At 72.4% G+C, this 19,219-nt stretch carries 14 protein-coding genes; 7 read left to right on the top strand and 7 right to left on the bottom strand.

All coding sequences use genetic code 11. The features are described 5' to 3' along the window. Positions 1-29: 29 nt before the first annotated feature. Entirely contained in the window at positions 30-632 is a 603-nt protein-coding gene (locus ACTJJ4_RS05310; protein WP_440942324.1) for an HAD family hydrolase, read from the top strand. Here the strand turns inward: ACTJJ4_RS05310 and ACTJJ4_RS05305 are convergent. From ACTJJ4_RS05305 to ACTJJ4_RS05295, 3 genes are all read right to left on the bottom strand, one after another. Beyond that, positions 614-1,501 (bottom strand): phosphotransferase, encoded by an 888-nt coding sequence (locus ACTJJ4_RS05305; protein ID WP_440942323.1) that lies wholly within the window; start codon positions 1,499-1,501, stop codon positions 614-616. The two genes, ACTJJ4_RS05310 and ACTJJ4_RS05305, sit on opposite strands and share 19 nt — an antisense overlap. Positions 1,502-1,526: 25 nt before the next feature. Continuing rightward, a complete protein-coding gene (locus ACTJJ4_RS05300) occupies positions 1,527-2,945 on the bottom strand; it encodes an aminopeptidase P family protein (RefSeq protein WP_440942322.1) in 1,419 nt (472 codons plus the stop codon). A 75-nt stretch (positions 2,946-3,020) separates the two neighbouring features. After that, on the bottom strand, positions 3,021-4,046 hold the full coding sequence (locus tag ACTJJ4_RS05295; protein ID WP_440942321.1) for an endonuclease/exonuclease/phosphatase family protein: 1,026 nt from the start codon (positions 4,044-4,046) through the stop codon (positions 3,021-3,023). A gap of 55 nt (positions 4,047-4,101) precedes the next feature. On the opposite strand from ACTJJ4_RS05295, the gene ACTJJ4_RS05290 reads away from it, so the two are divergent. Continuing rightward, positions 4,102-4,977 (top strand): PHP domain-containing protein, encoded by an 876-nt coding sequence (locus ACTJJ4_RS05290; protein ID WP_440942320.1) that lies wholly within the window; start codon positions 4,102-4,104, stop codon positions 4,975-4,977. 87 nt (positions 4,978-5,064) lie between these two features. Here ACTJJ4_RS05290 and ACTJJ4_RS05285 read toward each other — a convergent pair whose 3' ends face one another. After that, positions 5,065-6,585, bottom strand: coding sequence for a DEAD/DEAH box helicase (locus ACTJJ4_RS05285; protein WP_440942319.1), 1,521 nt, complete (start codon positions 6,583-6,585; stop codon positions 5,065-5,067). A gap of 186 nt (positions 6,586-6,771) precedes the next feature. Here ACTJJ4_RS05285 and ACTJJ4_RS05280 point away from each other — a divergent pair, with 186 nt between their 5' ends. Continuing rightward, positions 6,772-7,482: a ferritin-like fold-containing protein gene (locus ACTJJ4_RS05280; RefSeq protein WP_285633800.1), complete on the top strand. Its 711-nt coding sequence runs from the start codon at positions 6,772-6,774 to the stop codon at positions 7,480-7,482. 32 nt (positions 7,483-7,514) lie between these two features. On the opposite strand, the gene ACTJJ4_RS05275 is transcribed toward ACTJJ4_RS05280, so the two are convergent. Then, complete coding sequence (locus tag ACTJJ4_RS05275) at positions 7,515-7,802, bottom strand: hypothetical protein (RefSeq protein WP_440942318.1); 288 nt, start codon at positions 7,800-7,802, stop codon at positions 7,515-7,517. A gap of 1 nt (position 7,803) precedes the next feature. After that, positions 7,804-8,028: a DUF3107 domain-containing protein gene (locus tag ACTJJ4_RS05270; RefSeq protein WP_285633794.1), complete on the bottom strand. Its 225-nt coding sequence runs from the start codon at positions 8,026-8,028 to the stop codon at positions 7,804-7,806. 140 nt (positions 8,029-8,168) lie between these two features. Here ACTJJ4_RS05270 and ACTJJ4_RS05265 point away from each other — a divergent pair, with 140 nt between their 5' ends. Together ACTJJ4_RS05265 and ACTJJ4_RS05260 are read left to right on the top strand one after the other, a co-directional pair. Continuing rightward, complete coding sequence (locus ACTJJ4_RS05265) at positions 8,169-11,432, top strand: ATP-dependent helicase (protein WP_440942317.1); 3,264 nt, start codon at positions 8,169-8,171, stop codon at positions 11,430-11,432. Further along, the gene (locus ACTJJ4_RS05260; protein WP_440942316.1) at positions 11,429-14,920 is read left to right on the top strand and encodes a UvrD-helicase domain-containing protein; all 3,492 of its coding nucleotides are present in this window, start codon (positions 11,429-11,431) and stop codon (positions 14,918-14,920) included. Before ACTJJ4_RS05265 ends, ACTJJ4_RS05260 begins: the two co-directional genes overlap by 4 nt. Here the strand turns inward: ACTJJ4_RS05260 and ACTJJ4_RS05255 are convergent. Next, positions 14,866-16,233, bottom strand: a complete 1,368-nt coding sequence (locus ACTJJ4_RS05255) for a phosphotransferase (protein WP_440942315.1) — start codon at positions 16,231-16,233, stop codon at positions 14,866-14,868. The two genes, ACTJJ4_RS05260 and ACTJJ4_RS05255, sit on opposite strands and share 55 nt — an antisense overlap. A 100-nt stretch (positions 16,234-16,333) precedes the next feature. On the opposite strand from ACTJJ4_RS05255, the gene nudC reads away from it, so the two are divergent. Further along, the gene (gene nudC, locus ACTJJ4_RS05250) at positions 16,334-17,266 is read left to right on the top strand and encodes an NAD(+) diphosphatase (protein WP_440942314.1); all 933 of its coding nucleotides are present in this window, start codon (positions 16,334-16,336) and stop codon (positions 17,264-17,266) included. Then, entirely contained in the window at positions 17,263-18,984 is a 1,722-nt protein-coding gene (locus ACTJJ4_RS05245; RefSeq protein WP_440942313.1) for an ATP-dependent helicase, read from the top strand. Before nudC ends, ACTJJ4_RS05245 begins: the two co-directional genes overlap by 4 nt. Positions 18,985-19,219: the final 235 nt, after the last annotated feature.

Raw genomic sequence — 19,219 nt, 5'->3', positions numbered from 1 at the left:
AAGGACTCCGCAGCTGAGAGTATGGAGCCATGATCCGCGCCGTCGTCTTCGACCTGGACGGCGTGCTGCGCCATTTCGACCCCGCCCACGTGACGGCGATCGAGGCCCGTCACGGCCTGTCCGAGGGCAGCATCCATGCCGCGGCATTCGCTCCCGAGCTGCTCGATCCGGTCGTCACGGGACGCCGCAGCCGGGCCGACTGGGTGCGGAGCGTGGGGGAGCGGATCGCCCACCCGCAGGCGGCAGAGGAATGGGGGCGGCATCCGTCAGCTCCGGATCCCGGGATGCTCGCGCTCGGCGACGAGCTGCGGGCCGGTGGCATCCGCACGGCGATCCTCACCAACGGCACCGACACGATCCCCGCCGAGCTTCGCGAGTCCGGCATCGATGCGCATGTCGACGACGTCTTCAACTCGGCCGAGATCGGCTTCGCCAAGCCCGATCCCCGCGCGTTCCAGCATGTGCTGGGCGCGCTGGACCTGCCCGCCGCGGAGGTCTTCTTCACCGACGACTCGCCGTCCAAGCTCGCGGGTGCCGAGGCTCTCGGCATCCGCACGCACCACTTCACCGGCGAGGCCGTCCTCCGCACCGTGCTCCGCGACGCGGGGGTGCTTCAGCCGAGCACGTCCTGATCGCTCAGCACCCGCGAGACGGTGCTGCGACCCAGCTCCGCCATCACGGGGTTGGAGGTCTCGTAGTACCAGACCAGGCCCATCGCCTGCTGCAGGGCCCACGCGGCACCCCGCCGCCATTCGGCATCCGATGCGCCGACGATCTCGCGCAGGCGCCGGCGCGGTCCGTCGGAGAGCAGATGCCAGGCGCACACCAGATCCAGAGACCGGTCCGCCGGGCCGAAGTCGCCGCCGTCCAGCACCCCGGCGAGCCGGCCGTGCGACAGGAGCAGGTTCAGCGGGGTCAGGTCGCGGTGGCTCATCACGTGCTCGCCGACCGGCGGCACCTCCCGCAGTTCCGCCCACGCCCGTGAGACGCCGGCCACGTCGACGAGCCCCGTGCTCTGCGCGATGCAGTGCGCGATCCACTCGTCATGGTCCTGTGTCGAGCCGCCTCGCCCGCGGCCGTCGAAGACCCGGGTGCCGACCGGCACCTCGCGCAGGGCGAGGATCAGCGCGCCCAGGTCCTCGGCGAACGCCTCGGACATCGCACTGCCGAACGGGTCCGCCACGTCGCCGGGAAGCCAGCTCTGCAGGGCCCACGCCGACGGGTACCGCTCGTCGCCGCGCCCGATGCCGAGCGGCACCGGTGCGGGGAACGGCGACGCCTCGGCGAAGGCGGCGAGACCGGATGCCTCGCGGGACAGCTCCTCGGCCGAGGTCGGCGCCAGCGGGAACCGTGCGGCGGCCTCGTCGCCCACGCGGAAGATCGCGTTCACCGTCCCGGCTCCAGGAACGGCCGCGACGGGCGCGCCGGCGAACGACGGGAGATCGCGGGCGATCAGCTCGCCCGCGATCTCCTCGTCGACGGTCAGCTGCCCGTCGTGCATCGGCCCCGTCACGCCGTGCGTCGGCTCAGCGCTTCAGACGTGCGATCCACGCCTCGACGTCGGCGACGGTGCGCGGAATGTCGGCGGAGAGGTTGACGGGGCCGTCCTCGGTCATCAGGATGTCGTCCTCGATGCGCACGCCGATGCCGCGCAGCTCCTCCGGAACCGTGAGGTCGTCGATCTGGAAGTACAGGCCCGGTTCGATCGTGAAGACCATGCCGGCCTCGAGGATGCCGTCGTAGTACATCTCGCGACGCGCCTGCGCGCAGTCGTGCACGTCGATGCCGAGGTGATGCGAGGTGCCGTGCACCATGTACCGGCGCTGCTGGCCGCCCTTGTCGGCGTCCAGCGCCTCCTCGGCGGTCACGGGCAGCAGGCCCCACTCGGCCGTGCGCTCGGCGATGATCCTCATCGCAGCCTCGTGCACGGTGCGGAAGCGCACTCCGGGCCTGGCGGCGGCGAAGGCGGCGTCCGCGGCCTCCAGCACGACCTCGTAGACGCGGCGCTGCACGTCGGAGAAGGTGCCGTTCACGGGCAGCGTGCGCGTGATGTCCGCGGTGTACTGGCTGTCGACCTCGACGCCCGCGTCGATCAGGATCAGATCGCCCGGGACGACGGTGCCGTCGTTGCGCGTCCAGTGCAGGTAGCAGGCGTGCGGACCGGACGCCGCGATCGTGTCGTAGCCCTCCCAGTTGCCGTCGCTGCGGGCGCGCTGGTGGAAGACGCCCTCGACGATGCGCTCACCGCGGGGGTGCGCGATCGCGCGGTCGAAGTCGCGGATGACGTCCTCGAACCCGGATGCCGTGACGGCGACCGCGCGGCGCATCTCGGCGATCTCGTACTCGTCCTTCACCAGGCGCAGCTCGGAGACGAAGCGGGTCAGCTCGTCGTCCGCGTCCACGACCAGGTCGTCGTCGCCGGCGGTGAAGGTGTCGATGTGCGCGGTGGCCACGGCCAGATCGGCGGCGACGCCGGCGAGCGAGGGCCGCGGGCCGATCCAGAACTCGCCGATGGTGGCATCCGAGTAGAACTCGCTGGTGGTGCGGTCGGCGCGCTCGCGGAAGTACAGCGTCACCTCGTGCCCGTCGTCCGTCGGCTCGAACACCAGCACGGAGTCGGGCTCGGCCTCGTTCTCCCAGCCGGTCAGGTGCAGGAACGCCGAGTGCGCGCGGAACGGGTAGTCGGTGTCGTTGCTGCGCTGCTTCAGCGAGCCGGCCGGGACGACCAGGCGCTTGCCGGGGAAGGCCTTCGACACGGCGTCGCGGCGAGCGGCCGCGTAGGGCGCCTGGGCGCGCGCGGTCGGCAGCGACTCGGGGCGGTCGGCCCACCCGGTCGAGATGGTGTCGAGGAAGCCTTGCGGGAAGGGCTGCTTGCGGGAGCTGTTGGCATCCTTGGGAGCGTCGGTCGGGGTCTCGACGACGGTGTCGTTCTCAGCGCTGGTCATGTGCTCCATTGTCTCATCGACGCGGGGAGCCCGCTTCGTGCTCAGGTGCCGCCGGAGGCCATGAGCGGCCCGAGGTCACGGCGAGACCGGCTCCAGCTGGGCGACCAGCGCGCGGTGGTCGCTGCCGCCGGCATCCTCGAGGACCTCGGATCCGGTGGCCCGCCAGTTCTCGCTCGCCATGATGTGGTCGATCGGCGCACCGAGCAGGGCCGGCACGCTCGCGGGCCAGGTGCCCAGCATCCCGTTCCCGGTGGTGCTGGCGACGTCGCGGCAGCGCCCCATGGTGCCGCCATCGTCGCCGAAGGACGCCATGTGGTCGAGCGTCGAGTTGAAGTCGCCCGCGAGGATGAAGTCCCCGGCGGGGCACTGGTCGGCGATCCACGCCAGATCCGACTTCCAGCGGCTCATGGCCTTCTCGCGCGGGGCGACGGCATGCACGGCCACGATCGTGGGGCCCTTGCCGCTCACCGGCATCGCCACGACGCTCGGCACCGATCCGGTGTTGCTGGATCCGTCACGGGAGGACTCGATGACCGAGTAGTTCCCGAGCTTGGCGGAGATGAGGATCGTGGTCTGCCACGCCTGCGGGCCGTTGGACACGTCGGGGCGGATGTTCACGTTGTGCACCCACATCGGGTTGCCCGCCTGGCGCATCATCAGAGCGATGCGCTCGCCGACCTTCTCCGAGGTCTCCGGCAGCGCCACGACGTCGACCTGCTGCTCCTCGATGACCTTCGCGATCTGCTCGGCGGACACGGCGGCGCCGTTGGTGTTCCAGGTGAGCACGCGCAGCGCGGCATCCGTCTTCGCCGGCAGCGCGCCGGTGCCGACGCCGCGCAGGGCGCCGACCAGGCCCGTCGCCCCGGCTCCGAGCAGCGCGACGATGAGGATCGACGCCGCGAAGCCGCGCAGCGGCCGCGCGATGAGCAGAAGGAGCGCGAGCACGGCGACGACCAGGAACGCGCCGATCACCAGCGCGCGCGAGGCGATGATCTGGGCGATCGGGAACGTGTCCTCCAGGTGGAAGAACTGCGGCCACACGAGCACCGCCGTCGCGATCGCGAACAGCACGGTGATGAGGATTCCGACCAGACGTAGCATCGTCCGAAAGCCTAGGCGAATCTTGCTGTGACACCCCTGGCGGTACGCTCGGAGGATGACCCAGGGCGCCCACTCCACCGTCTCCGGTCCGAGCGACCTGCACCTGCATTCGAACCACTCCGACGGCACGGAGTCCCCGGCCGACGTCGTGCGGGCGGCCCATGCCCACGGCATCCGCACGGTCGCCCTGACCGACCACGACCGCACTACCGGCTGGCAGGAGGCGGGCGACGCCGCGGTCGCGCTGGGGATGACGTTCATCCCCGGCATCGAGTTCTCCTCCCGGCACGAGTGGCGCAGCGTGCACGTGCTGGGCTACCTGTTCGATCCGACCGATCCGGCGCTGGTCGCCGAGACCGAGCGGATCCGCGAGGACAGGGTCGGGCGCGCCGAGCGGATCGTGCGCAGCATCGCCCGCGACTACGAGCTGAGCTGGGACGACGTGCTGCTGCAGACCACGCCGGATGCCACGGTCGGCCGCCCGCACATCGCCGACGCACTGGTGGCGCGCGGGATCGTCCGCGATCGCACGGAGGCGTTCGAGGGCATCCTGCATCCGCGCACCGGCTACTACGAGCCGCACTACGCGCCCGACCCGCTCACCGTGGTGCGGCTGATCACGCGCGCCGGGGGAGTGCCGGTGATCGCGCACCCGGCGACCTCCGGCCGCGACCGGATGATGCCGGTCTCCTTCTTCGACCGGCTCGTCGCGGAAGGGCTCGGCGGACTCGAGATCGACCACCGCGAGAACACCGAGGACGGCAAGCGGGCGCTGCGCGAGATCGCGGCGCGACACGACCTCATCATCACGGGCTCCAGCGACTACCACGGGGCCGGCAAGCCCAACCTGCCCGGTGAGAACACGACCTCCGACGAGATGGTCGCCCGGATCATCGCCCGCGGCACGGGCACGCCGCCTCGGCGCCCTTAGCCGGGACGCAGGTCAGCCGGGCGCACCCCCGAAACAGAGCAGCCGCGCGCCCCGGATCGGGACGCGCGGCTGCTGCGTGAGTGATCGTCAGGCGCCGGTGGGCGCGGCACCGCCGGAGCGGCGGCGACGGCGGCGGCGCTGCGGGGCGGACTTGCCGTCCCGGTGCTCGTTGGTCGCATCGCCGTCGTGAGTGCCGGCGCCGTCCGCGTCGCGGCCTGCGGCCGGTGCGCTCTCGGCGTGCGCGGATGCCGTGGCCTCGGCGCCCTCGGCGAAGGTCGCGCCGACCTGCTCGCCGCCCGAGCCGCGACGGCGGCGACGGCGGCGACGGGTGGTGCCCTCATCGGTGCCCTCTGCAGCGGCATCCGCTGCCTTCTGCGGCTGACGCTGGCGACGCTCGGAGGGAGCCTTCTCGGCCTTCGGCGCGGTGCGCAGGCGGCCCTTGGTGCCCTCGGGGATGTTCAGGTCGGTGTAGAGGTGCGGGCTCGACGAGTAGGTCTCGACCGGCTCGGGCTGACCGAAGTCCAGCGCACGGTTGATCAGGGCCCACTTGTGCAGGTCCTCCCAGTCGACGAACGTGACCGCGATGCCGGTCTTGCCTGCACGGCCGGTACGGCCGGCGCGGTGCAGGTACGTCTTCTCCTCGTCCGGGATGGTGTGGTTGATCACATGCGTCACGTCGTCGACGTCGATGCCGCGGGCGGCGACGTCGGTCGCGACCAGCACGTCGCGCTTGCCGGCCTTGAACGCCGCCATCGAGCGCTCGCGCTGCTCCTGGCCCATGTCGCCGTGCACGCCGCCGACGTTGAAGCCGCGGTCGCCGAGCTCGTCGACCAGCTTCTGCGCGGCGCGCTTGGTGCGGGTGAAGATCACGGTCTTGCCGCGACCCTCGGCCTGCAGGATGCGGGCGATGACCTCGTCCTTGTCCAGCGAGTGGGCGCGGTAGACGATGTGCTTGATGTTCGCCTGCGTGAGGCCCTCGTCGGGGTCGTTCGCGCGGATGTGGATGGGGTTCGTCATGAACCGGCGCGCCAGCGCCACGATCGGGCCGGGCATCGTCGCCGAGAACAGCTGGGTGTGGCGCACGGCCGGCACCTTGGAGAAGATCTTCTCGATGTCGGCCAGGAAGCCGAGGTCGAGCATCTTGTCGGCCTCGTCCAGCACGACCTCGGTCGCGTGCGACAGGTCGAGCAGGCGCTGGTTGGCCAGGTCGATCAGACGACCCGGCGTGCCGACGACGATCTGCGCTCCGGCCTTGAGCTGGTCGATCTGACCCTCGTACGCCTTGCCGCCGTAGATGGCGACCACGCTGGTGGAGCGGTTCGAGGTCAGCATGTCGATGTCCTCGTACACCTGCACCGCGAGCTCACGGGTGGGGACGACGATCAGCGCCTTGACCCCGGGCTCCGGGTCCTGACCCAGGCGCTGCACCACCGGGATGCCGAAGCCGAAGGTCTTGCCGGTGCCGGTCTTGGCCTGGCCGATGATGTCCTGGCCGGGGAGGCCGAGGGGGATGGTCTGCTCCTGGATCGGGAACGCGTCGACGATGCCCTTCGCGGCGAGTGCGTCGAGGATGTCCTGATCGATTCCGAGATCAGCGAATGATGTCACGTCTGTCTTTTGCCTGTCCGGCGCGTGCGCGGCGGTCTGCCGTGCGAGCGGCGCCTCGTTACGATCCACGCCGTCAACTGCTGCCACAGGCGCGGGGTCCTGCTCCGATGGCAGGACAGGAACAGCCTACCGGAGGCGGGTCCGTTCCTCCGCAGGCTCCGGCACCGCGGCCGGTAGTCTGGGCGGGTGGTCAACTGGTTCTGGAAGCGCAAGCCGCAGCGACGCACGCTCACCCTGCGCAGCAGGGGCGACGACGGCGGCGCGCAGCGCGTGGACTTCGCCGAGCTCGCGCCCGAGCTGAACCGCTTCCTCGGACAGGCCGCCTACCTGCAGCTGGGCTACTTCGAGACGCTCAGCCGCAGCATCCGCGGCACGCAGTCCCTGGCCCGCAAGGAGGCGCTCTCCCGCGCCGCTGGTGCGGCGCTCGACAAGCACCGCGGGATCGTGAAGGTCATCGCCGAGCAGGGGGAGGACCCCACCGAGGTGATGCTGCCGTTCCGGGAGAACCTCGACGCCTTCCGCCGCAAGACCATCGGCGTCCGCCAGGAGGAGACGCTGCTCGCGGTCCACCTCACCGCCGGAATGCTGGACGACTTCTACCTCGCGCTGGCCTCCAGCTACGGCCGCACCGGGGAGCAGGTCGCGGAGATCCTGCGTCAGCCGGATGCCGGTGACGAGATCGTCGCGATCATCCGGGAGACCATCGAGAGCGACCACGAGTGGCGCTCACTGCTGTCGATGTGGGGGCGCCGACTGGTCGGCGACACGCTGCTGGTGTGCAGGGACGCACTGCGCCCCGGTCGCCTGGAGGCCGACGACAGCCGCATCGAGCCGGTCTACACCGAGCTGATGGGTGCTCATGCGCGTCGCATGGACGCCATGGGACTCGCCTCGTAGCATCCGCCTTCGTGGCAGCCGCCCTCGCGGCGTCAGATGCCGAGCGCCTGCTTCGCGGCCGCGTCGCGGCGTGTGCGCACCGCGGTGATCGTGAGGGTCAGAACGGCCGCCAGCAGCAGCCCGCCGCCCAGGCTCGCGAACCACAGCCATGCGCTGGTCTCGGCGACGCCCGACCACTGCAGGACCGTGTAGATCGCCGCGGCGGCGGCCGTCGCGATCCCGGGCGTCACGGCCACTCCGCGCAGCTCGCGCCTCGGCAGCAGGAAGTGCAGACCGATTCCCAGCGAGCAGGCGGCGATCACCGCGAGCAGGATGTACATGTCAGGCGACGAAGCCGACGCGGCGCGACTCCTCGGTGCCCAGCTCGATGTAGGCGAGGTTCGCGGTGGGGACGATGTACGAGCTGCCCTTCGCATCCGTGAAGCTCAGGTGGCTGGCGTTCTGCTCGAGCGCTCCGGCCACCTGCGAGCGAATCTCGTCGGCGCTGGTGCTGGTCTCGAAGCTCAGCTCACGACCGGTGTTGACGATGCCGATGCGGATTTCCACGCGATCTCCTCAGATGTCTGCGAACACGGTCGACTCTACCCGCTGGCCCGGACGCCGAGCCCGGCGGCAGCGCCGATTTCGCCCTGGGCGCACATCGCGATGGACCGACGCTGTCGGCACCCGCCGCTAGCGTGGAGGACATGATCCCGGATGCCGCTCAGCACGTCGTCGTGCACGCCGATCCCACGGCATCCGGCGTCGTGATCGGCGCACCGGGCACGGGCAAGACGGCCGCGCTCGTGGACCGCGTCGTGCACCTGCTCGACGGCGTGCTGCTCCCCGAGGAGCTGCTCGTGATCACGCCGAGCCGCCAGGCGGCCACCGCACTGCGCGACCGGGTGGGCGTGCGGATCGACCAGGCGACGCCGGGGCCGCTGGTGCGCTCGCTGGGATCGTTCGCCTTCCAGCTGGTCCGCGGCGCCATGGTGCGCGAGGGGCAGGATCCGCCCGCGCTGCTCACCGGCGCCGACCAGGACCGCATCCTCGCCGACCTCCTCGCGGGCGACGCCGAGGACGACGCGCGCCGCTGGCCCGACACCCTCAGCCCGGCCGTCCGGGCGTCGAAGGGCTTCCGCTCCGAGCTGCGCGCGTTCCTGGCCGAGTGCACCGAACTGGGTGTGCGGCCGGGAGAGCTGGAGGACTCCGGCCGCGAGGTGTGGCGGGCGGCGGCGGACTTCCTCGCCGAGTACCGCGAGGTGATGGACGGCATGCGCGTCGCCCACCGCGACATCCCCGAGCTGCTGTCCGAGGCCACGGGCATCCTGGGCGCGGCGGATCCGGTGTCCCTCGGTCCCCTCGCAGCGCTGCGCACCGTGCTCATCGACGACGCGCAGGAGCTCACCCGCGGCGGCATCCGCCTGGTGCGGGCGCTGCGCGAGCGCGGCGTCGCCGTCTTCGCGTTCGGCGACCCCGACATCTCGTCCGGCGCGTTCCGCGGCGCCAGCCCGCAGCTGTTCGCCGAGCTGGCGCAGGTGCTCGGCGATGTGCACGTGCTCGACACCGCGCATCGGCAGAGCCCGGCGCTCACCGCCCTGACCAGGACGGTCACGCAGGCGATCGGCGTCGCCGGCCGCGTGGATCACCGTCGCGCACCCGGAGAGATGACGGGCGACGCCGTCCGCACCCTCATCGCCCCCTCGCCGCACGAAGAGATCGACCGGATCGCCGCCACGCTGCGCGACTGGCATCTCAGCGACGGCATCGCCTGGACGGACATGGCCGTCATCGCCCACGACACCAGGCAGATCGTCATGCTCGAAGCCGAGCTCGCGGCGCGCGAGGTGCCCACCCGGGCCGCCGGCGTGCCGCGCCCGCTGGGCAGCGACGGCACCGTACGCGAGATCGTCGAGATCGTCCGGCTGGGGCTGACGCCCGCGGCCGATCGCCCGTCGGACATGCTCGCCGAGGCTCTCGTCTCGCCGTTCGGGGGACTGGACGCCGTGGGCCTGCGGCGCCTTCGCGCCCGCCTGCGGCACGTGGAGCTCGCCGGCGGCGGATCCACGCCCGCCCGGGAGCTGCTGCGAGAGGCGCTGCAGTTCCCGCACCTGTTCGATCGAGTCGACGCGCCCGAGGCCCGTGTCGCGCAGCGCTTCGCCGAGACCCTCGCCCAGCTGGAGGCCGCGGGCGACGCGGGCGAGACCATCCACGAGCTGCTCTGGCGCGTGTGGGACCGTGCGCGCTCGATCGGCGGCACGTCGCTGCAGACCGCCTGGCGCGCGGCCGCCGATCAGCCCGGCGGAGCCGAGATCGCCCGCGCCCTGGACAGCCTGGTGGCGCTCTTCGACGCGGCCAAGCGGTTCGTGGAGCGCTCGCCGCAGGAGAAGCCCGCTCGGTTCATCCGCGACATCCTCGACAGCGAGGTCCCCGAGGACACGCTCTCCACTCCGGACCGGCCGGGCCTGGTCACGCTGATGACCCCGGCGTCGGCGCTCGGCGCGGAGTTCGAGGCGGTGGTCGTCGCCGGTGTGCAGGACGGCATCTGGCCGAACGTGCGCCTGCGCGGCGGGATGCTGGAGACCTGGCGTCTGGGGGAGTGGCTCGCCGCCACGCGGGAAGGGCACCCCGAGGTGGTGCCCGGCGTGCTGGACCGCCGGCGTGCCGCGCTGCATGACGAACTGCGCCTGTTCGTGCGCGCGCTGTCGCGGGCGCGCACGCGGCTGGTGGTCTCGGCGGTGGACGACGACGACATGACGCCCAGTCCGTTCTTCTCGTTCTTGCCCGCACCGCCGCCGCTGGAGGCCGAGGAGCAGCGGTTCGCGCATCCGCTCACGCTGCGCGGACTGGTGGCGCGGCATCGGCGCACGCTGACCACCGCGTCCGATCCAGCCGAACGCGCAGCCGCAGCGGGGCAGCTGCGCCTGCTCGCCGAGGCGGGGGTGCCGGGGGCGTCGCCCGACGACTGGTACGGCGTGACCGAGGTGTCGAGCGCCGCGCCGCTGCGCGACCTCGCGGCGGCGCCGGTGAAGGTGTCGCCGTCGAGGCTCGAGGCCTTCGAGGAGTGCGGGCTGAACTGGGTCGTCTCTGCGCTCGGCGGGGACACGGTCGCTCCGCCCTCGGCCGGGATCGGCACGATCGTCCACGAGGCGATGGAGAAGGTGCCGGACGGCGACCTGGCCGCGATGACGGCGATCGTCGACGAGCACTGGCCGGAGCTCGACTTCGAGACCGAGTGGATCGGCCGGAAGGAGCGCCGTCGCGCGGACCTGTACGTGCAGCGGCTGCACTCGTACCTCGGCGAGACCGCCCGTGACGGCGGTCGGGTCGTGGGCGCCGAGGCGAGATTCCGGTTCGCCGTCGATCTGGACACCGAGCAGGTGCTGCCGGATGCCGAGGACGCGTCCGGCTCCCGGCTCGCGGGCGGCGGCGACGCGGGCGCGCCCGAGCAGCCGGGGGCGCCGGAGGCCGGCATCCCGCCGCGCGCGGTGGTGAGCGGTGTCATCGACCGCGTCGAGGTGTACCCGTCCGGTGCGGGCGAGCACGACGCCGCGCGCGGGCAGAAGTGGGACCGCATGAGCGAGGGCCAGGACGGTGAACGGGTGATCGTGGTCGACCTGAAGACCGGGAAGTACGAGCCCGACACCGAGGCGAACGTGCGCGAGCACGCCCAGCTCGCCGCCTATCAGATCGCCGTGCAGCAGGGACTGATCGAGGGCGCCCCGCCCGCGGCCCTCACCGGCGCGCGCCTGGTGATCGTGTCCAAGACCGTGGGCAGGGCGGACTACCGCGTGGCCCACCAGCACACGCTCGACGACGAGGCCAGGGCAGCGTTCCTGCACCGCGTCTCCGAGGCGGGGCGCGGCATGGCCGCCAGCAGCTTCACCGCCCAGGTGGAGGCGCACTGCGCCGACACGCTCGTCCGGGTGACCCCGTGCCACATCCACACGGTTCCGGCGGTGAGCGCGTGAGCACGGCCGCCGACGGGGCGGTGCCGTCCGCCATCTCCGCCGAGGTCATCGCACTCGCCCTCGGACTGCCCGTCCCCACCGGCGCGCAGCAGCTCGTCATCCAGGCCCCGCCCACCCCGGCGCTGGTCGTGGCGGGGGCCGGCAGCGGCAAGACCGAGACCATGTCCGGCCGGGTCGTCTGGCTCGTCGCCAACGGGCATGTGCGCCCGGACGAGGTGCTCGGCCTCACGTTCACGCGCAAGGCGGCCGGCGAGCTCGCCGAGCGCATCGGCGCACGTCTGGAGACCATCGACCACTTCGGCCGGCGTGGCCTGCTCCCGCACCTTCCGGAGCTCGTCGCGACGGATTCCCTGCGCCGCGTGCACGACGCCGCACCGGGCGTGCAGCGCGATGCGGTGCGCATTCAGGTGCTCGACGAACTGGCCGCGCGTTACGACACCGGCTGGGATCCGCGCACGCCCCGCTCTGCGGAGGATCTGCTGATCCGCCCGCGGGTCTCCACCTACAACGCCTTCGCCGACGGCATCGTCCGCGAGCACGCCGCCCGCATCGGACGCGATCCCGAGGCCGCGATGCTCAGCCAGTCGGCATCCTGGCTGATCGCCCGCGCCGTCGTGCTCCGTGCCGACCTGCCGGGGCTGGAGGACATCGACCGCGCGCTCGGCACGGTCATCGACGCCGTGCAGAAGCTCGCCGCGGAGGTGCTCGACCATCGTGTCGACCTGGATGCCGTCGAACGCATCGCCGTGGAGCAGGCCGCGGCCTTCGAGCCTTACCGCAGCAATCGCGACGTGGACACAGCGGCGCTCAATCTGCTGAGCATGCCGGTGCTGGTGCGTCTGGTGCGGGAGTACATCGCCGAGAAGGAGCGCCGGGGCGTGCTCGACTTCGCCGATCAGGTCGGCGGCGCCTTCGACATCGTCGAGACCGCCCCGGATGTGCGCGCGGAGCTGCGCGAGCAGCACCGCGTCGTGCTGCTCGACGAGTACCAGGACACCTCGGTCATCCAGACCCGCTTCCTCGCGGCGCTGTTCCGCGACAGCGCGGTGATGGCGGTCGGCGATCCGCACCAGTCCATCTACGGCTGGCGCGGCGCGAGCGCCGACAACCTGTACGCCTTCGGCCGGGCGTTCGCCGAAGAGCGGTCCGCGACCACCTACAGTCTGATGACCAGCTGGCGCAACGACAGCAGCATCCTCGACGTCGCCAACCGCATCCTGGAGCCGCTCAAGCGCCCCGGACTCGACGTGCCCGCACTCGAGCCGCGGCCGGGTGCCGGTGCCGGCCGGGTCGAGGTGCTCTTCCCGCACACGGTCGACGACGAGGCCGAGCAGGTGAGCGCGTGGTTCGAGCAGCGCAGGGCGGAGCACGCGGCATCCGGCGCCGACCGCGCGCACACCGGGGCGATCCTGTTCCGCTCCAAGCGGCACATGCAGACCTTCGCCGGCGCGCTCGCGCGCCGCGGCATCCCGCACCGCATCCTGGGCCTCGGCGGCCTGCTCTCCACCCCGGAGGTCGTCGACGTCGTCTCCATGCTGCGGGTCATCCACGACCCCACGGCCGGGTCCGCGCTGATCCGGATGCTGGTGGGACCGCGCTTCGCGATCGGCGTCGCCGACATGGCGGCGCTGTACGACCTGGCATCCGCGCTCGCCGGACGGGACGCCGACCTCAGCCCGCTGTCCGACGAGGTGCAGCAGCGGCTGCGCTCCTCGCGCGGCGCGGACGAGGCGGTCTCGATCGTCGACGCCGTCGACTTCCTCCGCGCCGCTCCCGACGACTACCGCCTCATCGCCGGGATCACGCCCGAGGGGAGAGCGCGGCTGAGAGCCGCGGGGGAGATCCTGGAGCGGCTGCGCCGCTCGGCGGGCCTGCCGATCCCGGAGCTGCTCCGTCTCATCGAGCTGGAGCTCCGGCTGGACATCGAGCTCGCCGCGAACGAGACGAGGGGCCCCGCCCGCGTCGCGGCGACGCAGCTGCGGGCGTTCACCGACGAGGTGCGCGCGTTCCTCAGCGCCGATGATCGCGGCACGATCGGCAGCCTGCTCGCCTGGCTGGACAAGGCCGAGAGCACCGACGAGCTCATGCCCCGGCCCGAGCCTCCCGAGCCCGGCGTCGTGCAGCTGCTCACGATCCACGGCTCGAAGGGCCTGGAATGGGATGCCGTCGCCGTGGTGCGCCTGGTCGAGGACGAGCTGCCCGGCCGGGTGAGCGACACGTCCGGCTGGTTCGGGTTCGGCGTGGTCCCGTTCGCGCTGCGTGGCGATCGCGACGCCCTTCCGGTGTTCCGCTGGGATCCGCAGGCGGAGATGGATGCTGCCGGCGACGCTCCCGCGAAGCGGCACAAGGCCGCACTGGATGCGCTGGCGGCCGGCGTCACCAAGGCGTTCCCGCACGGTGGTGCGCTGCGTCGGTTCAAGAACGAGTACCGCGACTATCAGCAGCAGGAGGAGCGCCGGCTCGCCTATGTCGCGGTGACCAGGGCACGGCAGGATCTGCTGCTCTCGGGCGCCCACTGGGCCGGCCAGACCAGGCCCCGCAAGGCCAGCCCCTATCTGCGGGACGCGATCGACATGCTCGGCCTCGACCCGATCGGCGACGTGGATCCCGACGACAACCCGTATGAGGGACCGGGCATGACCGCGGCGTGGCCGCTCGATCCCCTCGGGGGCAGGCGCGGTCGCGTCACCGATGCGGCCGGTCTGGTGCGTGCGGCGATGGATGCCGATCCCCCCGAGCCCACCGTGCAGCTCGAGCGTCTGCTCGCCGAGCGCGCGGAGCGCCTGCGCGGCGCAGGCGGCGAGGCGCCCACCCGCGTGCCCGCCTCGCGGTTCAAGGACTGGGTGACCGACTATCGCGGCACCCTGCGCGACCTCGGTCGTCCGATGCCCGAGCGTCCCTACACGCAGACCAGGATCGGCACGCTCTTCCACGCCTGGGTGGAGCACCGCTCCGGTCTCGTCGGCGCGGGTGCGGCCGAGAGCGCGCTGTGGGAGCTCGACGAGGATGCGCCTGAGGCCTCCGGCGTGGTCGCGGTGAGCGGCGATGACGAACAGGCGCTGGCCGCGCTCCGCGAGATCTTCGAGCGCAGTGAGTGGGCGGCGCTGCAGCCGATCGCGGTGGAGATCGAGATCGACTTCGCCTTCGGCGCCGATACGTCAAGCGGCTCCATGACCCAGGGCGCAGGGACGGGCCACATCGTGATCTGCAAGCTCGACGCCGTCTATCGCCGCGAGGATCGCGGCGGTCGCATCGAGATCGTCGACTGGAAGACGGGCCGTGCGCCGCGCACCGCGCAGGAGAAGGAGGAGCGGATGCTGCAGCTCGCCCTCTACCGGGTCGCATACCACCGCCGGTTCGGCGTGCCGCTGGACCAGATCGACGTCGCGCTGTTCTACGTGGCGGACGACCTGGTCATCCGCGGCGACCGGATCTACTCCGAGGCGGAGTTGGTCCAGCGCTGGAGCGCCGCGCGCGCCGCACGCTGAGCCTCCTCGGCCGAGTCGATGTCGCTCGGCGCATCCGGCTCAGCGGCGACCGGACCGGTCTCCCCGTCGCGATGCGTCGAGCCGCGCACGCCGCTGATCTCGCCGAGGTCCTGCGTGTCCTGCTCCCACGAGCCGTGCTGCTCGGTGGAGATGCTGTCCTCGCCCTCCGCCCCCGCGGGCTCGGAGCCCTCCGCATCGCCGGCCTCCTCAGCGTCGGACGCGGCAGCGTCGTCCTCGCCCGTCTTGGCCTCGTCCAGCCAGAGATCCTCAGGTCGGTACGCGTCGGTCTGCATCGAGGTGTCGATCGCGTTGGCCGCCGTCTCGGGCGTCTGCTCGAGCACGTCGAGCGCCGAGTCGACCCCGCCGGTGTACGCGGCGACCACGCGCAGGTCGTCGCTGCGCAGGCCGTCGGCGAGGGACTCCAGCAGCCCGGCGGCGTCGTCCACGATGTCGGGTCGGCGCAGCTCGTCGCCGTGCACCAGCCAGCGGGCGAACTCCAGTTCGGCGTGCAGCCGGGCGCGCACGCGCAGCGCGTCGTCGGCCGCGCGGGACGACGCGGACACGTACGCCGCGAACACGTCATCGGCGGCGTCCCTGGCACCGGAGAGCCATCCCAGGTCCTCGGCGGGATCGCTCACGGTCAGCCCGCGCCAGCCGATCACCCCGGTCACCTGCGGTCCGTCGTTCGGGTCGTCCTCGAAGAGGAACGACTGCGCCTGCAGACCCGCCATCGTGACGGCGGTCTCGAAGCGCCACAGCTCGTCATCGGCCGCCGCGTCCCGCCACCGCGCCGTGAGGCGGGCGGGAACGCGTCCGGTGCCGGCCGCACGGTCGATCAGCTGCTGGATCTCGGCGCGCACGGCCGCGGCGTCGCGGACCGTGAGCCCCGCTGCCCGCACCACCGACGCGGGCAGCGAGTGCACGGCGGCGATCGCCTCGCCGATCGACACGGCCGCACCCCGTCCGGCGGGGATGTCGCCGGCCTCGATCTGGAACCCCGGCATCAGGTCGGTCACCAGCGCCCTGGCCTCGCCGACGGTCGTCTCGCCGATGTGCGTCGGCACCTGGAACGGCAGCATCTCGCGGGCGCCGGCCGTCAGCGCGCGCAGCGCCAGGGACTCCTCGGCGAGCTCGCGCGCGGCGGCATCGTCGGATGCCGCGCGGATGACGAGCTCGCGTCCGTCGGCGAGAGTGGCGACCGCGGAGTCGAACCTCCCGTCCCCGTTCGAGGTCAGGGCGCGTGCGCCGGTGACCTCCGCCCCCGGCAGTGCGGCCGTGACCGCCGCCACTAGAGTGAAAGGAGAGCGTGCCATGTCCTCCAGGGTAGGTGCGCACCCCAGCCGGTGCGCCCACGCCACGCCCTTGCCCCGGTTTACGGTGGGCGAGCGCATGGCACGAGAGCAGGAGGAGCGGATGACGGCGGAACGGGACATCCTCGACCGGGCGGCCGAACTGCGCACCGAGGCGGATGTCGTCGCTCGGCTGCGCGCCACGCCCGGCACGCGGGTCGTCGTCGTGCGCGACGGTCGCCTGCGAGTGGCGTCGGATGCCGTGCTCCGCGTCGACGCGGGTGCCGTCGCCGACGCGGACTGGGCTCTGCTCGGCCGCGACCGCGACGGGGTGCCCCTGCTGCTGGCATCCGTGCCGGCCGAGACCGACAGCATCGACAGCGCGCCCGAGGAGACCTGGCTGGGCCTGCGGGACGCCGGGGGCCGGTTCGACCCGCACGAGTCGGACCTGTTCGTCACGGCGATCGCGCTCGCCGGCTGGCTGACCGACGCGCGGTTCTGCGCCCGGTGCGGCGAGGCCCTCGAACTGCAGAGCGCCGGCTGGTCCCGGCGGTGCGCCACCTGCGACATCGAGCACTTCCCGCGCACCGACCCCGCGGTGATCGTCGCGATCGAGAGCCAGGACGGCGAGCGACTGCTGCTGGGGGCCAACGCCAACTGGCGCGGGCGCATGCACTCCTGCTTCGCCGGCTTCGTCGAGGCGGGGGAGTCGCTGGAGGACACCGTGCACCGCGAGCTGTTCGAGGAGGCCGGCGTGCGCGTCCGCGACATCCGGTACGTCTCCTCGCAGGCGTGGCCCTACCCGCGATCCCTGATGCTGGGCTTCCGCGCGGTCGCCGTCGACGAGAGCACGGCGCCGGACGGCGAGGAGATCACCGAGGTGCGCTGGCTCACCCGCGACGAGATCGGCAGCGCCCTCGCCGGCGACGGCCCGGTCGGGCTCCCCGGCCCGGCCTCGATCGCGCGCAGGCTCATCGAGCACTGGTATCAGGAGCCATCGGGAACCGCCGCGCGGGGCGGGCGCAGCGCTCCGCTCGCCCAGGAATCACCCGCGTGAGCGCGCTCGACGCTCTCGACGAAAGGCAGCGGGAAGCGGCGTCCGTGCTGCGCGGACCCGTCGCCGTGCTCGCCGGCGCCGGCACCGGAAAGACCCGGGTGATCACGCACCGCATCGCGCACGGCGTCGACACGGGGGCGTACTCGCCGTCGCGCGTCATGGCCGTGACCTTCACCGCGAAGGCCGCAGGAGAGCTGCGCGGACGGCTCCGCGCGCTCGGCGTCGGCGGCGTCTCGGCGCGCACGTTCCACAGCGCCGCTCTCGCGCAGTTGAACTTCTTCTGGCCGACCCTCACCGGCGACACCGCGCCCTCGATCATCGACAACAAGGTGCGGATGCTGGGTCAGGCGGCCGATGCCATGCGCCTGCGTCCGAGCACCGCGACCCTGCGCGACATCGCCTCCGAGATCGAGTGGCGCAAGGTGTCGATGCTCTCCATCGAGCAGTACGCGCAGCAGGGTCGGCCCATCACCGGCATCCGCCCGGAGCAGCTGCTCGAGCTGCAGGCCGCCTACGAGCAGCTCAAGGACGACCGCCGCCAGCTCGACTTCGAGGACGTGCTGCTCGCGTGCGCGGGGATGCTCGAGACCGAGCCCCGCGTCGCAGCGGCCGTGCACGAGCAGTACCGGCACTTCACGGTCGACGAGTACCAGGACGTCTCGCCGCTGCAGAACCGGCTGCTGGAGCTCTGGCTCGGCGATCGCCGCGACATCTGCGTCGTCGGTGATGCGAGCCAGACGATCTACTCCTTCGCGGGAGCCCAGCAGCGCTACCTGCTGGAGTTCGAGAAGCGCCATCCGGATGCCACCGTCGTTCGTCTGGAGACCAACTACCGCTCCCAGGCGCCCATCCTCGCCGCGGCGAACGCGCTCATGCACGGACGTCCTGGAGCGCTCGCCCTCGTGCCCGCGCGGAAGGACGCGCGTGCGGAGACGCCCACCGTGACGGCCTACGACAGCGAGCGCGAGGAGGCCGACGGCATCGCGGCGGCCATCGCCGATCGCATCGCCTCCGGCGTCTCGCCCTCCGACATCGCCGTGCTGTACCGCGCGCACGTGCAGTCCGCCGTGCTGCAGCAGGCGCTCGCCGCCCGCGGCATCGCCACGAGCGTGCTCGGAGGAACGCGCTTCTTCGACATGCCCGAGGTGCGTCAGGCGGTGCTCGGTCTGCGAGGCGCGGCCGTCGCGCCCACGGATGCCGGGTTCCTGCCCACCGTGCGCGACGTGCTGCGCGGCCTGGGGCTCACCGACGAGCCGCCGGCGGCCGGCGGCGCGCAGCGGGACGGGTGGGAGGCGCGCCGGGCGATCCTCCGCCTCGCCGAGGAAGCCCCGAGGGGCACCACGCTGCGGGTGTTCGCCGACGAGCTGATGGCGCGGGCGAAGGACCAGCACGAGCCGACCCTGCACACCGTGACGCTGTCGACCCTGCACGCCGCGAAGGGCCTGGAGTGGCCGCACGTGCTGCTGGCGGGCTGGGCCGAGGGCGCTCTGCCGATCTCCTACGCCTCGACGTTCGAGGCGGTCGACGAGGAGCGCCGCCTGGCCTACGTCGGCATCACGCGGGCCGCGCGTACCCTCGCGATCTCGTGGTCTCGCAGCGCGGGACGAGGGGAGCGGGCGCCGTCGCGGTTCCTCGCGGAGATCGGGACGACGTCTCGAGGCACGGGCATCCTGCGTGATGGCGCACCGAGCGCCAGGCGAGCCGCCCGTCGGGACTGACCCGCACCGTCAGCCCGGCCTGCTCCACCGGTGTGCGCAGCACGCGCGCCGCCAGCCTCGCCGCGACGGCGATCCGCGCTGCGGAGACCGACACCGAGCGGCCGACAAGCTGCGCGTGCAGCATCGGCCAGGCCGGGTCGCGCCGGGTCTCGTGCTCATCACGGCAGGACAGGCATGGCGTGCGGCCGGGGACGACGAGCGGACCGATCACGGCGGCCTCCCGTTCGAACGCGAC

This window comes from Microbacterium sp. 22195 (assembly GCF_052056515.1).
Taxonomy (GTDB): domain Bacteria; phylum Actinomycetota; class Actinomycetes; order Actinomycetales; family Microbacteriaceae; genus Microbacterium.
The sequence above is the reverse complement of the archived record's forward strand: the minus strand, read 5'-3'. Positions and strand labels throughout refer to the sequence as shown.